Here is a 13820-nt window from a genome sequence, read left to right on the forward strand (position 1 = left end):
ATGCGCCGCCTGCCGCTTGCCTTAACCCTGTTGTGCTGCATGGGCGTTGCCCAGGCCAACTGCTGGCAATTGGCGGCCAGCCGTTACCACGTTGACCCGCTTCTGCTGTACGCCATCGCCAAGGTCGAGTCCGGCCTCAACCCACACGCGCGTAACGTCAACAGTGACGGCAGCCAGGACATCGGCCTGATGCAAATCAACAGCCGTCACTTGCCTGCGCTCGCGCAATGGGGCATCACCGAACAACACCTGATTACCCAGCCCTGCACCAGCGTGATGGTCGGCGCGTGGATCCTCGCCGGGTTTATCCGCGAACAGGGCTATGGCTGGCAGGCAGTCGGCGCCTACAACGCCGGGGCCAAGTCGGATCGCCAGGCGCAGCGCTCGCGCTACGCCCGGGCGGTGTGGCGCTACTACGGTGAGTTACTGCAACAACGCCAACAACTGGCGAGGCAGGCACCATGATCGACGTCGACGCACGCATCATCCGCGACGGCCATTTGCAGTCCCTGCAACTGCACGCCGTGGACCTCTCCCAGGCGCGCCGGCAACTGCAGGCCGAGGGTGTGCAAGTCATCTCGCTCAAAGCCCGCCGCCAACTCAAACTGCCGAGTCGCCGCAGCACGTTCGCCCTTGGCCTGTTTATCCAGGAACTGGTGGTGCTGCTGGACGCCGGACTGGTGCTGGTGGAAGCGGTGGAAACCCTGCGCGACAAGGCGCCGCCGGGCGTCAACCGACAGGTCATGAGCGATCTGCTCGCCTCCATGTATGAAGGCAACTCACTGTCCAAGGCGATGCAGCTCAAGCCACAGACGTTTCCTTCGCTGTTGATCGCCACCGTGGCGTCCTCCGAGCACAGCGGCCAATTGGCCGTGGCCCTGCGCCGCTATCATCATTTCGAAGCGCATTTGGAAACCGTCAAAAAGCGCGTCAGCGGCGCCCTGATGTACCCCTTGGTGGTGCTCAGCGTGGGCGCGTTGATCCTGCTGTTTCTGCTGTTTTTCGTGATCCCGCGCTTCGCCTCGGTATTCGATGCGGTCACCGACCTGCCAGCCACCGCGCGCTTCATGGTGTGGTGGGGCGCGCTGGTGGACGCCCATAGCCTGGAGATGCTGGTCGGCTTGGTGCTGGTCATCGCCGCACTGGTGCTGATGTTTCGCAGCGCCGGGTTCAAGCGTCGCGCAGCGGGCCTGTTCTGGAAAATCCCCAGCCTGGGAGCCCAGCGCACGCTGTTTGTGCTCGCGCGGTTTTATCGCACCGCAGGCATGTTGCTGATGGGCGGAATGCCGGTGGTCACGGCGGTGGAATTGTCCGGCGCGCTACTGCCCGTGGAACGTCAAGGCGCCTTGCGCCAAGCCATGACCGATATCCAGGCCGGCCAACCCCTCTCTACCGCCCTCGCCCGCCATCAACTGACCACCGCCGTCGCCGAACGCCTATTGCGGGTGGGCGAGCAAAGCGGCGAATTGGCGGCCATGTGTGAGCGCATCGCGCAGTTTCACGATGAGGCACTGGAGCGCGCCATTGAGGTGTTCAGCAAGGTGTTCGAGCCACTGTTGATGCTGGTGGTGGGCGGGCTGATCGGCTTGATCGTGTTCATGCTGTACATGCCGATTTTCGAACTGGCGGGTTCCATTCAGGGGTAACGCGATGAGTGAGCAGACACTGCAATGGCAAGCGCTTGCGGCACAACGAGGCATCCCCTTGTCCGATTACCTGCGGGAGGTCCTGGAAAAAGCACCCGACCAATTAAGCACTATCGCCCAGCCCCTCGGCCTGCTTGCCATCGCCCCGCAAACCCTCAGTGAAAACTGGCGTTTTGATCTGCTGGCATTGCCCCAGGCACTGATCCATAACGCGCTGCCTGTGGATAACCACGGTGAGCCCTGCCTGGTACTGGGCGACCCGTTCACCCTGGCCAGCCGACACTGGTTGCAGTCCTCCAAAACCTTGCGCCAATTACCCCTCGCCATGAGCCTGCCCGGCGCGGTGAAAGCTCAATTGACCCTGGCCGAAGCCAGCCAACGGGTCATGCAACCCTTCGGCAGCGACGATGAAAGCGCCCGTGTCAGCCAGGCCGCCCAGGAAATTTCATTGAGCAGCATCGCCCGCGACGACAACCCAGTGGTGCGCCTGGTCAACTCCATGTTGTTCGATGCGCTGCAAAGCCGCGCCAGTGACATCCATGTGGAAACCACGCCCCAGGGCCTGGTGATCAAATACCGTATCGACGGCGTGTTGCAGCAGATGGGCCAGGCCAGCGGCCTGGACATGGCCGAGCAGGCACTGTCGCGGATCAAGGTGCTGTCGGAGCTGGATATCGGCGAGCGGCGGGTGCCCCAGGACGGACGCTTCAAGATGAAGATCCAGGGCCGCGAGGTGGATTTTCGTGTGTCGATCATGCCCAGCATCCACGGCGAAGATGCGGTGCTGCGGATTCTCGACAAGTCCCAGCGCGGCGAATCCCTGAGCTTGGAAACCCTTGGCCTGAGCGCCGACACCATCGCGCGCATCCGCGTATTGGCCAGCGAACCCTATGGCATGTTGCTGGTGACCGGCCCCACCGGCAGCGGCAAATCCACCACGCTGTACGCCGCCCTGTCGGAGACCAATACCGGCGAGAAAAAGATCATCACCATCGAAGACCCGGTGGAATACGAACTGCCCGGCGTGCTGCAAATTCCGGTCAACGACAAGAAGGGCCTGACCTTCGCCCGTGGCCTGCGCTCGATCCTGCGCCACGACCCGGACACGATTCTGGTGGGGGAAATCCGCGACGGCGAAACCGCCGGCATCGCGGTGCAGGCGGCGCTGACCGGGCACCTGGTGCTGTCGTCGGTGCACGCCAACAGCGCGTTCAGTGTGCTGGAGCGCTTTACCTATATGGACGTGGACCCGGCCAGTTTTGTCGAAGCCCTCAACGGCGTGGTCGCCCAGCGCCTGGTGCGGCGCATCTGCCCGGACTGCGGCGTCGACGCCGAGCCCGACCCCGATATTGTCCGCCTCGCCCAACTGCCTGACGCCCAACTCAGACAGGGCCACTACCGTGTGGGCACAGGCTGCGAGACCTGCCGCCACACCGGCTATCGCGGCCGGCTCGCCCTGGCTGAAGTGCTGACGCTGACCGACAGCATCAAGGAGGGCCTGCTCAACCGCAATTCGGCCTCCAGCCTGCGTGAACTGGCGCGTGAAGCCGGCCACGTATTTATCCGCGATATCGCCCTGGCCCATGCCGCCCAGGGCGATACCACGCTCAAGGAGATCCACCGTGTCATTTCCCTTTATTGAGCATGTGGTGTGGCTGCACAGCACCGGTGCCGAGTGGGCCGCGCGCCCGCGCTGGCGCGGTGCGCCGGTGTGGCGCGCGCAACATGAAGGCGTGCCCTTGGCCGCCTGCGCCGAGCTGTTGGAACAGGCGCCGCGCGGCCGCGTAGGGTTCCTGGACCGCGCCACGGTGCTGCTGGGATTTCCCCATGTGCATTACCTGATGCTGGGGTGGCAAACCGGGTTGTACAGCGCAGACGATTGGCAAGGATTCGCCGAGGCCACGTTCAGCCAACAAGCCGGCATCGACCCTGAGCAGTGGCAGATACACGTGGCGGACAGCGCCTTCGGCCATGAGCGCCTGGCGGTCGCGATGCATCGGGAGCTGCTGCACGACCTGCGTGAGCTATTCAAGCTGCGTCGCCTGCCGCTGGTGACGTGTATGCCATTGCTGACAGCGGTGGCGCAGCGGTATTGGCGGCACTTACCGGCCGACTGTGTGCTGGCGGTGCCCGAAACCGAAAGCCTCAGTTGCCTCTATCGACAACAGGGTGTGATCGATCAGGTCTGCGTCATACCCACCCCACGCGGCAGCACCTTGAGCGACAACCTGTTCACCGCCGACCTCCTGGTGGAGCGGCATGCCGCTGCCACCTTGGTAGTCACCAACACCCCGGCGGAAAACCGGTTGGGTCCGGTGCACCCCTGGCTGGAGGAGTCGTCTGCATGAAATCCAGGCTCGCGACTGTCTGGCAGCACCTGCGTACGCCTCAAGGGCCACACGTGGATTTCCTACGCGCCAGCGCCACCCGCCGGCCGTGGGTGACTGTCCTATGGCTGGGCGCGGCCGCCCTGCTGTTCAACACCTGGCAGCACTGGCAACGCATGGAGCAACAGCAACAAAAGACCGACGCATTGGAGCAGCACTTCATCCAGCTGACTCGCCGTCAGGAGCAGTTGATCCAGGCCGCCATTCGCCTGTCGCCCACGCAAAAACAGCAGTTGTCCACGTTCGCCCAACAAAAGGCCACCCCCTTCGCACTGATGGATGCCGTGGCCCAAGCCTGGTCCCGAGACATCGCCCTGACCCGCGTCGAGATCAACACACAGGCCCAACTGATTCATCTGGACCTGGAAGCCAAAGTGCTGGGCGACGCCTTTCGATTTGCCGAGCGACTCAAGGCGCAACCCGGTGTACAGGTGAACCTGCAACAAAGCGCCCGCAAGGCCAACGACCCGCAACACCCGGTGCAGGTCAAACTCACCGTTGGCGCGGGGTAGTGCCCATGCATACCCTTACTCGCCACCTGCCGCGCCTGCGCTGGCAACTGACCCAGTGGCAACAGCGCCTGGGATTTTGGGGCCTGCTGGCGGTGGGGGCCATGATGGCGGCGCTGGTGATCGAAGTGACGGTGATCTACCCGGCAGGCATCAGCGACAACCTGCGCCGCCAGGAACTGCAGGCCGGCATCGATGAACAGCCTCAGGATGTGCAAGTCACCGAACCGGCGGTGGTCGAGCGCTTACCCAGCGCGCAGGACTTTGCCCCCCGCCTGGAAACGCTGCTGGGTGTGCTCAGCCGCTACGGCTTTGCCATCGAACAGACCACGCTGGCCTACTCCGCGCCCGGCGACACAGGGCTGCAACGGCTGGACGTGGAGATCCCGCTCTCCGGCCCCTACGCCTTATTGCGCAATGCCCTGGTCGACCTCTCGAACGAGCCCGCCGTGCGCATCGAGCGCGTGACCCTGGAGCGCAAAGACATCAGCAGTGGCATGCTGGACATCAACCTCAAGGTCAGTGTGCTGGGGGTGGTGGAATGAAGCTGCCACTGTATTTGCGCGTGCTTCTGTTATTGACCCTGATCAGCTGTGGCTGGCTGTTCTGGCAGGACACGGTGGACAGCCCTGCCCCTGCATCGTCACCCGTGACGACCACGCCGCAGATCAACCCCACGACGCCAGCGTCACCCTCAGCGCCAACCTTGGCTGAGACGGTCGACCTGTTCCCCACCCAAACCTGGACACCTGCGCCGCCACCCATTCCAGTCGACACCGCACCGCCCAAACCACCTGCGCTGCCCTTCAGCGTGAGCGCGCAGTGGCGTTATGAGAACCAATCGAAAATCGTCGTGCTGCGCGGTAATGATCGCCAATACACGCTGTGCAACCGCTGCTCGGTGCCGGGGCGCATCGTGCCCGGCAAGATGCTCGACTCGCACTACCGACTGGACAAGCTGACCGATACGACCGTGGTGCTGACCTACATGCCGCTCAAGCATGTCAGCACCTTGCGGCTTGACACTCACTGACCAGGGCGGGACACGATCATGGCGTTACGTACATGGATTTACTTGAGCCTGACCCTGGCTCTGCTCAGCGCGTGCCAGACCCAACGCGCAATCAAAGAAAGCGATGAGTTGCGCCAAAAGGGCGACATCATCCGCTCGGTGGAAGTGCTGCAAGCCGAAGCCAAACAAGACCCGGACGACGTGCAACTGCGCACCGCCAATTTCAGCAAACTGGAGTTGCTGGTGGCCCAGTACAGCCGCGAGGCCAGTACCGCACTGATGCGTGGAGACGACGCGGCCGCCATCCGCGCCCTGGAAACCATCCTCAAATACGACCCCAGCAACCTCGGCGCACGCCAGGAAATCCAGAGCATCCAGGCGATGAAACAACTGCGCCCACAACTGGCGCAGGCCTACGAAATGAAACGCGCAAACCCAGTGGAGGCGCTCAACCTGGTGCGCCGGATCATCGCGCAAAAGCCCAACTACCGAGAGGCCCTGGACTTTCGCAATGCCCTGACACGCGAGCTGGTCAGCGCCGACTACCTCAGCGCCGACCTTTCCGAGGCCATGCGCAAACCCCTGAGCCTGGAGTTCAGCGCCCAGAGCCTGACCACGATTTTCGAGACCATCGCGCGACTCTCGGGGGTCAACTTCGTCATCGACAAAGACGTCAATCCCAGCGCCTCGGCAAGCATGACCGCCAGCCGAACCACCGCCGAAGATGCGCTGAACCTGCTGCTGACCACCCAAGGGCTGGACAAGAAAATCCTCAACGCCAACACCATCCTGGTTTACCCCCGCCGCCCGGACAAAGAACGTGAATACCGTGAGTTGGCCGTCCGCACCTTCTACCTCAGCCATGGCGACCCCAAGGTCATCGCCGCCGAGATCAAGCAGGTGCTCAAGCCCAAGGAGGTGTTGGTAGACGAGCGCCTGAATGCGGTGATTGTGCGCGATGGGCTGGACACCCTCAGCGCCGTGGAAAAACTGGTGGAAGCCATCGACATTGCCCAGTCGGAAGTGACCATCGATATCCAGGTGCTGGAGGTCAGCCTGACCGACGAATTGAACCTGGGCATCCAGTACCCGGAAGGTATCGGCTTGTCGGTAGGCAACCTGGCCAACGTGCCCGCCGGGCTCGCAGGTATCCCCATCAGCGCGTTGCGCGGGATCAACGGTGACAACATCCTGCTGGATTCGGGCAGCACATCGGCGCGTATCAATATGCTGCAGCGCAGCGGCAACACCGTGACCCTGGCCAACCCCAGGGTGCGGGTGCGCAATCGTGAAGAAGCCCAGGTGAATATCGGCGACAAGATCCCGGTGGTGACCACCACCACCGCCAATCAGATCACCACCTCATCGGTGTCTTATCAGGACGTGGGGCTGCAGATCTCCGTCAAGCCAAATATCAGCCTGAGCGATGAGGTGAACCTGGAGCTGAACGTGGAAATGAGCCACATCACCAAGCGCATTCCCGGCTCGGAAAACGTGCCAGCCACCTTCGAACTGGGCTCACGCTCCACCAAGACCCTGCTGACCGCGCGCAACAACGAAACCCAGATCGTCTCGGGGCTGATCCGCACCTCGGATATCGATGAAGGTTCGGGGCTGCCGTGGTTGAGCCAGATCCCGTGGATCGGCAAGAAGCTGTTCGGCACTAACCAGAACACTCAGCAGAAAACTGAGATCATCCTGCTGCTGACGCCGAGGATCGAACGCAACCTCGACCTGCCGATTTCCCAGATCAGCACCTTTCACAGCGGCACCGAAGCGCGCAGCTCAACCCAGGGCATGATCCTGCGCGACACCACCGACAAAATGATCCTCAAGCCGATGGGCGGCGACCCTACACAGGCCCTGCCACCGCCGATGCAACAGCCGGATGCCACCTGGCAGCCGCTGCCGCCACCGCTGCCGGAGCTGGTGCCGAAACCCGCGCCAGCCACCCCTTAACCTCAGAACCTGATGGAGATAAAAATGTGGGAGGGGGCTTGCCCCCGATGGCGGTGGATCAGTTCAGTACATCTGTGACTGACACAGCGCTATCGGGGGCAAGCCCCCTCCCACATTGGTCTTGCAGTGTTGGTGGGTTAGCGCACGACGCCTTCTTCTATGAGCAACTTGAGAATGGCTTGGGCGCCTTCCTCGGCGCTGACACCTTTGAGCACTTGCCCACCACCACCACTGGCCTTGGCCGTAGCGGCTTTCATGCGGTCGGCGCCGCTTTTGGCTTTGATCACCTTGAGGCGTGTGGGACGAGGCTTGGCCGGTTGCAGCACCGCGCCTGTAAATAACTCATCGGCTTCAACTTCAACCTCATGGGCTGCCAACTCACCGCGCTGTGCCGGGCCATAGGCGCTCTGCCGAGGCTTGGGCGCGGCGTTATCCACAGTCGCCAAAAACGGCAAGCGCACCTTCAAGCGCCGCCGCTGCCCACGCGGCAAGGCTTGCAGCACATGAGCAACGCCGCCTTCGATGGACTCCACCTGAGCCAACCCGACAACCAGCGGCCAGCCCAATTGCTCGGCCAGCAGAAACGGCAGCATGCCCGAGCCTTCACCGGTTTCGGCCTGGCTGCCGGTGAGTACCACCTGGGCGCCTGCCTCGCGCAGATAATCGCTGAGTACCGGCAAGGCATCGGCACCCTCCGGTTGTTCGAGTACATGCAGTTGCGGCAAGCCCATGCCCAAGTAGCTGCGCAAGGTGGGTTCGGCGATATTGCCCGCGTGCAGCACCTGCAACTTATCCCCAGCCATTTGCAGGCCGAGTTCAACGGCTCGCGCATCCTGCTCTGCCCGGCGCGGGCGCCCGGAAGTGGGGTGGGCGCCGATGGACACCAGGCTGATTACATTCGTGGTCATAGTCATGTCCTCAAGCCGCATCGCGCTTGGCGCCGTTGCGGTAGGCCTCGACCGCATCGATCAAGGCTTGCAGTATCACGGCGCTTTCGCCGATCACCGACAGGTCGGCACGCTTGATCATGTCGCAACCCGGATCGAGGTTGATCGCCACCACCTTGTCGCAGGCACCGATGCCTTGCAGGTGCTGGATTGCCCCGGAAATCCCCACGGCCACATACACCCGTGCGGTGACCCAGGTGCCGCTGGCGCCGACCTGGCGATCGCGGGCCATAAAGCCGTCGTCCACGGCTACACGCGACGCGCCTTCGGTGGCGCCCAGGGCAGCAGCGGTTTGGTGGAACAGGTTCCAATCCTTCACGCCGTTGCCGCCAGAGAAAATAAACTCGGCCTCGGCCATAGGGATCGCCGCCGGGTCCACCGCCACCGCGCCGAGGTCTTCGATGCGCGGAAGGCTGCGTGCCAGGGTTGTGGATAACTCCACGGGCAAGACTTCATGACGTGTGTCGCTGACCGGATCGGCACATTCGACGGCGGCGAGGATCAGGCGCGGCAGTGGCCGCGCCAGGTCTTCCTGGCCAGCGCCGGCGCGGCCGATGCACTCGTCGCCCTTGATCTGCCACACCCGCGTGGCCGGGCGCTCCTTGAGGCTCGCGGCAAACCGCCGACCCAGCTCACCACCGCCGCTGCGGCTGTCGGGCAGCAACCAATGGCGTGGGTTGAACTGGTTATCCACAGCCCGCAAACCCTGCACGCGTTGTTCTGGTGAATAACCGTCGAATTCGTGGCCGTCCAGCACCAGCAGACGGTCGACACCGGCCGTGGCGAACGCGTTTTCCTTATGCTCGCCAAACACCACCGCCAACACCGCACCGTCGCTGCCGGCAAGTTGCCGCGCCAGGCCTAGCAGGTCGCGGTCGTGGCTGCTCAAGCGGCCGCCGACCATGTCCGGCACCACGTTGATATAGAACGCCGGCGCAGGCACCTGATGCAGCGGCAACTGCACTTCAATCGCCGCCGTACGCTTGGTCACGCCACCCTGCTGGGCGCCGCTGCGGTCGATGCGCTTGATGCCGTTAGGGCCGATAAAACCGACGCCATGTACGTTTTTGCGGATAACGCCGTTCGGCCCCATCCAGCTGTGTTGTACCGGCTGCATCGCCGCATGCAACGGGTGCAGGCGGTTACGGGCGATCCATTCGGCCCGTGGGTCGCGGCGGATAATGTCGCTCATCAGTGCACCTCCGCAGGTTCACGTTTGATGGGAGCTTTGGCTGGCGACGCCTCGTCAAGCAACGCATCGGCCACCAGCTCGGCGATATCCTTGATCAACGGACGCGGCTCGACTACACCTTCAAGCATCGCAGTGCATTGTGGACAGCCCACCGCCACCAGCTCGGCGCCGGTTTCGCGGATGTCGTCCATGCGCATGTCGGGGATACGTTGCTTACCGGGGATGTCGGTGATCGGCGCGCCGCCGCCACCGCCGCAGCAACGTGAGCGGAAGCCCGAACGTTGCATCTCCTTGACCTCAATCCCCAGCGCCCGCAGCACTTCGCGCGGCGCCTCGTATTCGCCGTTATAGCGGCCCAGGTAACAAGGGTCGTGGTAGGTCACGCTGTTGCCTTTGTGCTGGCCCAGGTTCAGCGCGCCCTCGCCGATCAGCTCGGCCATGAAAGTGCTGTGGTGCTGTACGCGGTAGTTGCCGTTGAAGGCGCCGTACTCGTTTTTCAGCACATGGAAACTGTGCGGATCGCAGGTGACGATACGCTTGAAGCTGTACTTGGCCAGGGTCTGGATATTGCGCGTAGCCAGCAGTTGGAACGTCGCTTCATCGCCCAGGCGTCGCGCCACGTCGCCACTGTCGCGCTCTTCTAGGCCGAGCACGGCGAAATCGACTTTGGCTGCTTTGAGCACTTTGACGAAAGCGCGCAAGGTGCGTTGGTTGCGCATGTCGAAGGCGCCATCACCGACCCAGAACAGCACGTCAACGCTGCTTTTGTCGCTGAGCAACGGCAGGTTCAAATCCGCCGCCCAGTTCAGGCGACCGCCCGGTGCGAAACCGCCAGGGTTGTCGGTGGCGATCAGGTTTTCCAGGACTTCGGCGCCTTTGTTCGGCGTGGCGCCTTTTTCCAGGGTGAGGTGGCGGCGCATGTCGACGATGGCGTCCACGTGCTCGATCATCATCGGGCACTCTTCCACGCAGGCGCGGCAGGTGGTGCAGGACCATAGGGTCTCGGCGTCCACCAGGCCGTTGACGATCGGTTGATGCGGATTGCCGCTGTGTTCGCCAATGGCTTTGCCTGGGTATGGGCTGCCGGCGAATTTGGCATCGGTGCCGCCGGCCAGGCCGACCACCATGTCCTGAATCAGCTTTTTCGGGTTCAACGGCTGGCCGGCGGCAAAGGCCGGGCACGCCGCTTCGCACTTGCCGCACTGCACACAGGCGTCGAAGCCGAGCAGTTGGTTCCAGGTGAAATCCTTGGGTTTCTCCACGCCCAACGGCGCGGTTTTATCGCTGAGGTCCAGCGGCTTCAAACCGGTGGAACGACCACCGCCAAAACGTTCGGCGCGACGGTGCCAGGCCAGGTGCAGGGCACCGGCGAAGGCGTGTTTCATCGGGCCGCCCCAGGTCATGCCAAAGAACATTTCGGACACGCCCCACAGCACACCCACACTCAAGAGCGCAGCCAGCAACCAACCGCCGAAGTCCGCCGGCAGAATCCCGGCCACGGGCAAGGTCACCAGGAAGAAGCTCACCGAGAACGCCATCAGGCTTTTCGGCAGGCGCATCCATGGGCCTTTGGACAGGCGCGACGGCGGATTGCGCCGGCGCAGGTAAACGAAGGTGGCGCCGACAAACATCAACACCGAGGCCAGCAGCAAGGCGTAGCCGAGGATACGGTTTTGCAGGCCGAAGCCATGCACCAGAATCGCCAGCAGTGCCGACAGCACAAAGCCCAGGGCCGTGGCGACGTGGGTGTTGGCGATGTATTTGTCGCGGGCGACCACGTGGTGCAAGTCGACCATGTAGCGCTTGGGCATGGCCAGCAGGCCGCCCAGCAGGTCGACTTTGGACGCGCGGCCACGGCGCCACATGTTCACCCGGCGCAGGGCGCCGAGGACGGCAAGGCCCAAGGCGGCGAACAAGAGAATAGGCAGCAAGGTGTTCAACATGGTGAAGCTCCCACAGACCACACAAATCTAATGCGAAACTGACCCGAATGTGGGAGGGGGGCTTGCCCCCGATGGCGGACTGTCAGTTGGTACAGTTGTCGCTGACCCACCGCTATCGGGGGCAAGCCCCCTCCCACATTTTTGGCCCTGTGGTGTCAGAAATCCTTGCACAGGCGCAGGGCGTCATAGATGGCAGCGTGGGTATTTCGCTGTGCCACACAGTCACCGATGCGGAACAGCAAGTACCCCTCGCCCGCCTCGCTCAGGCACGGCTGCGGCTTGATCGCGAACAAGGCTTCAACGTCAATCTGACCCTTGTTGCGCGAACCTTCCTTGAGCCCGTAGTAGATGGCTTCATCCGGACGCACGCCGTTCTCGACCACCACCTGGTCCACTACCCGCTCTTCTTTGGCGCCGGTGTATTCGTTCTCCAGCACCGCCACCAGCTTGTCGCCTTCGCGGTAGACCTTTTCCAGCATCATGTCGCCGGTCATGATCACTTCTTTCGGGTACATGCTGCGGTAGTAGGTCGGGAACGACGTACCGCCAATCGCCACGCCCGGCTTGATGTCGTCGGTGACGATTTCCACCTGGCTGCCTTTGTCCGCGAGGAAGTCCGCAACCGACATGCCGGTGAATTCGCAGATGGTGTCGTAGACCAGCACGTTCTTGCCCGGCGCGACTTTGCCGTCGAGCACGTCCCAGCTGCTCACCACCAGGCCTTCGGCCGCGCCCCAGTGTTCGTTCTGCTCGATGTTCGGATGCCCGCCGACCGCCAGCACCACCACGTCTGGACGCAGGTCCAGGATGGTCTCGGCATCGGCCGCCACGCCCAGGCGCAGGTCGACTTTCAAGCGCGCCAGTTCCAGTTGGAACCAGCGCGTGATCCCCGCGATCTGGTCGCGTTGCGGAGCCTTGGAAGCAGTGGTGATTTGCCCGCCGATAAATTCTTTCTTCTCGAACAGGGTTACCTCGTGGCCACGTTCGGCTGCTACACGCGCAGCTTCCATCCCGGCTGGGCCGGCGCCGACTACGACGACCTTGCGTTTCGGTCCGGTGGATTTCTCGATGATGTGCGGCACGCCCATGTATTCACGGGACGTCGCGGCGTTCTGGATGCACAGCACATCCAGGCCCTGGTACTGGCGGTCGATGCAATAGTTGGCGCCGACGCACTGTTTGATCTGGTCGATCTGGCCCATCTTGATCTTGGCGATCAAGTGCGGGTCAGCGATGTGTGCACGGGTCATGCCGACCATGTCCACATAGCCGCCTTCAAGGATGCGCGTGGCCTGGTTCGGGTCCTTGATGTTCTGCGCGTGCAGCACTGGAACCTTGACCACTTCCTTGATACCGGCCGCCAGGTGCAGGAACGGCTCCGGCGGGTAGCTCATGTTCGGGATTACGTTGGCCAGGGTGTTGTGGGTGTCGCAACCCGAGCCGACGACGCCGATGAAATCGAGCATGCCGGTGTCGTCGTAATACTTGGCGATCTGCTTCATGTCCTCGTGGGACAGGCCGTCCGGGTGGAACTCGTCACCGCACAGGCGCATGCCCACGCAGAAGTCATCACCGACTTCCGCGCGCACGGCTTTCAACACTTCCAGGCCGAACTTCATGCGGCCTTCGAAGGTGCCGCCCCATTCGTCGGTACGCTTGTTGACCCGCGGGCTCCAGAACTGGTCGATCATGTGCTGGTGCACTGCCGACAGTTCCACACCGTCAAGGCCACCGGCCTTGGCACGCTTGGCGGCACTGGCGTAGTTGCCGATCACGCGCCAGATCTCTTCCGGCTCGATGGTCTTGCAGGTCGCGCGGTGCACCGGCTCACGTACACCGGACGGCGACATCAGGGTCGGCCAGTTAAAGCCGTCCCAACGCGAGCGACGGCCCATGTGGGTAATCTGGATCATGATTTTGGCGCCATGCTTGTGCATGGCGTCAGCCAGGTTCTGGAAGTGCGGGATGATGCGGTCGGTGGACAGGTTCACCGAACTCCACCATTCCTGGGGGCTGTCGATGGCGACCACCGAGGAACCGCCGCAGATCGCCAGGCCAATACCGCCCTTGGCTTTCTCTTCGTAGTACTTCACATAGCGATCGGTGGTCATGCCGCCGTCGGTGGCATACACCTCGGCGTGGGCGGTGCTGAGCACGCGGTTGCGGATGGTCAGTTTGCCGATCTGGATCGGCTGGAACATTGCTTCGAAAGCCATGGCACGGTC

Annotated in this window: 12 protein-coding genes; 8 read left to right on the forward strand and 4 right to left on the reverse strand. The window is 62.9% G+C overall.

What is annotated here, in order from left to right:
- The 8 genes from G9Q84_RS04135 to G9Q84_RS04170 are packed head-to-tail and all read left to right on the forward strand — an operon-like array spanning position 1 to position 7513.
- The gene (locus G9Q84_RS04135) at positions 1 to 465 is read left to right on the forward strand and encodes a transglycosylase SLT domain-containing protein (protein WP_032883995.1); all 465 of its coding nucleotides are present in this window, start codon (positions 1 to 3) and stop codon (positions 463 to 465) included.
- Positions 462 to 1646 (forward strand): type II secretion system F family protein, encoded by a 1185-nt coding sequence (locus G9Q84_RS04140; RefSeq protein WP_181642930.1) that lies wholly within the window; start codon positions 462 to 464, stop codon positions 1644 to 1646. The genes G9Q84_RS04135 and G9Q84_RS04140 overlap by 4 nt, the downstream gene beginning before the upstream one ends.
- Before the next feature lie 4 nt (positions 1647 to 1650).
- Entirely contained in the window at positions 1651 to 3288 is a 1638-nt protein-coding gene (locus G9Q84_RS04145; protein ID WP_122754267.1) for a GspE/PulE family protein, read from the forward strand.
- On the forward strand, positions 3269 to 3994 hold the full coding sequence (locus tag G9Q84_RS04150; protein ID WP_181642931.1) for a hypothetical protein: 726 nt from the start codon (positions 3269 to 3271) through the stop codon (positions 3992 to 3994). The genes G9Q84_RS04145 and G9Q84_RS04150 overlap by 20 nt, the downstream gene beginning before the upstream one ends.
- The gene (locus G9Q84_RS04155) at positions 3991 to 4545 is read left to right on the forward strand and encodes a hypothetical protein (RefSeq protein WP_181642932.1); all 555 of its coding nucleotides are present in this window, start codon (positions 3991 to 3993) and stop codon (positions 4543 to 4545) included. The genes G9Q84_RS04150 and G9Q84_RS04155 overlap by 4 nt, the downstream gene beginning before the upstream one ends.
- 5 nt (positions 4546 to 4550) lie before the next feature.
- Complete coding sequence (locus tag G9Q84_RS04160) at positions 4551 to 5087, forward strand: hypothetical protein (RefSeq protein WP_181642933.1); 537 nt, start codon at positions 4551 to 4553, stop codon at positions 5085 to 5087.
- Positions 5084 to 5575 carry a hypothetical protein gene (locus G9Q84_RS04165; RefSeq protein WP_181642934.1) on the forward strand — a complete coding sequence of 164 codons (492 nt, stop codon included), beginning with the start codon at positions 5084 to 5086 and terminating at the stop codon, positions 5573 to 5575. The genes G9Q84_RS04160 and G9Q84_RS04165 overlap by 4 nt, the downstream gene beginning before the upstream one ends.
- A gap of 18 nt (positions 5576 to 5593) precedes the next feature.
- Complete coding sequence (locus tag G9Q84_RS04170) at positions 5594 to 7513, forward strand: secretin N-terminal domain-containing protein (RefSeq protein ID WP_181642935.1); 1920 nt, start codon at positions 5594 to 5596, stop codon at positions 7511 to 7513.
- Positions 7514 to 7650: 137 nt separating this feature from the next.
- Here the strand turns inward: G9Q84_RS04170 and etfB are convergent, their stop codons facing one another.
- From etfB to dgcA, 4 genes are all read right to left on the reverse strand, one after another.
- Positions 7651 to 8421: an electron transfer flavoprotein subunit beta gene (gene etfB, locus G9Q84_RS04175; RefSeq protein WP_181642936.1), complete on the reverse strand. Its 771-nt coding sequence runs from the start codon at positions 8419 to 8421 to the stop codon at positions 7651 to 7653.
- 10 nt (positions 8422 to 8431) lie between these two features.
- A complete protein-coding gene (gene etfA, locus G9Q84_RS04180) occupies positions 8432 to 9652 on the reverse strand; it encodes an electron transfer flavoprotein subunit alpha (RefSeq protein WP_181642937.1) in 1221 nt (406 codons plus the stop codon).
- Positions 9652 to 11595, reverse strand: coding sequence for a dimethylglycine demethylation protein DgcB (gene dgcB / locus G9Q84_RS04185; RefSeq protein WP_122682006.1), 1944 nt, complete (start codon positions 11593 to 11595; stop codon positions 9652 to 9654). The genes etfA and dgcB overlap by 1 nt, the downstream gene beginning before the upstream one ends.
- A 155-nt stretch (positions 11596 to 11750) precedes the next feature.
- Positions 11751 to 13811 carry a dimethylglycine demethylation protein DgcA gene (gene dgcA / locus G9Q84_RS04190; protein ID WP_122756304.1) on the reverse strand — a complete coding sequence of 687 codons (2061 nt, stop codon included), beginning with the start codon at positions 13809 to 13811 and terminating at the stop codon, positions 11751 to 11753.
- Between the last annotated feature and the right edge of the window lie 9 nt (positions 13812 to 13820).

It is taken from the genome of Pseudomonas sivasensis (genome assembly GCF_013778505.1).
Taxonomy (GTDB): domain Bacteria; phylum Pseudomonadota; class Gammaproteobacteria; order Pseudomonadales; family Pseudomonadaceae; genus Aquipseudomonas; species Aquipseudomonas sivasensis.